Genomic DNA, 1,368 nt, shown 5'->3' on the forward strand with positions numbered 1-1,368 from the left:
TCAAGTAGAAGTTGAGCGCCAGCACAATATTGCCGATCTTCCTGGCAAGGTGAGTGTCTTGGCCTATCGCAACAAAATGATGTTGGCGCGATTCTCAGACGCTACCAATTACATTGACCAAGACCCCAATGCTCGCCAAGGCACCCAAGCAATTAACAATGTCCGCAACAATATGCAAATCAAAACGGGTATTGGTATACATGGCGAGCAGGCTTTGACCAAAGATCTTGGCATCTATGGCCGCGCCTTTACATCCGACGGTCAGACCGAAACGATGTCATTCACTGAAGCAGACAACTCCATCTCTATTGGCATGGGTATGAATGGCACAAGTTGGAAGCGCCCTAAAGATAGTATTGGGATCTCTGCCATGCAAAATGGTTTGTCGAGCTATCGCCGTGGTTACTTACAAGCTGGTGGCGTGTCTTACTTCATTGGTGACTACGCTAGCCCAGTCAAACGATTTCTTACTCACCAGAACGGATTGGTGGGGGGTATTACAACGCCACGGTTATTAAGAACGTACTTGCTGGTTTGAACTTCCAGCACATCATCAATCCAGCCTATAACTCTGCCCGCGGACCAGTCAAGATCCTATCTTTCAGGGTTCATGCTGAATTCTAGCTGTTGTCAGTAGGGCTAAATTCATTATTGTCTTTAGAATCAATAAGATAAGAATTTGTATTTGATGGACTTTTGCCTCTAGACCCCTATAATCAGTAAAACCCCTTGATATGTAGGGAAATCTACATTCAAGACTATAAAAACAGCATTCGAAGAGATTTAGAGGCAGCCGATTTGATTCACGGCCAGATTACAACTCAGAAACAGATGCATGCAAAAGCCAAGCCCTCAAAGTGGCTTGCTGGCGTTTGTTCTTTTGCATCCCTGTTCTTAGTGACATCTGTTTTTGCGCAAACATCGCCTGCAAATACTGCCACTCCAGCTAATGTCACTGTACAGCTCAATGAATCTCAAGAGAGCTTATCTGCACCTCCACTAGTTAGCAATGTCAGTAGCACCCCCAATGCTCCCAATCCTGCCAAAGCCGCAAGCTTATTTGCGCCAGTAACGCAAAGTAATACGCCGAAGATCTACACCATGGGTGCAACATCTGGCCCCGCAGAAATGGATTTGCGCCAGCTTTGGAATGAACTTAAATTAAACAACCCGCAATTGTCTTCTTTGCGCGAGTCCTATTTGTCTGCCAAGGCTACTGTGCCGCAGATTAATGCCCCAGCTAATCCACAAGTCGGGTTGGTGTGGTCTGGCATGCCAGTGAACTCCCCATTTGCATTGGGTGGCGCAAATGCGTCGACATCACAATACCCAAATGGGTTCTGCAGTAATAATGCCATTACGCTTAAA

The 1,368-nt window shown here is 46.2% G+C and carries 1 protein-coding gene and 1 pseudogene; both read left to right on the forward strand.

Features of this window, described 5'->3' with window-relative positions; all coding sequences use genetic code 11:
- On the forward strand, nucleotides 1–538 hold a 538-nt coding region (locus B7X71_RS16930), incomplete at its 5' end, for a carbohydrate porin (RefSeq protein ID WP_293601599.1).
- 293 nt (nucleotides 539–831) lie between these two features.
- A pseudogene (locus tag B7X71_RS16935) lies at nucleotides 832–1,368 on the forward strand (hypothetical protein); the annotation flags it as partial.

The sequence above is a fragment of the Polynucleobacter sp. 39-46-10 genome (genome assembly GCF_002282275.1).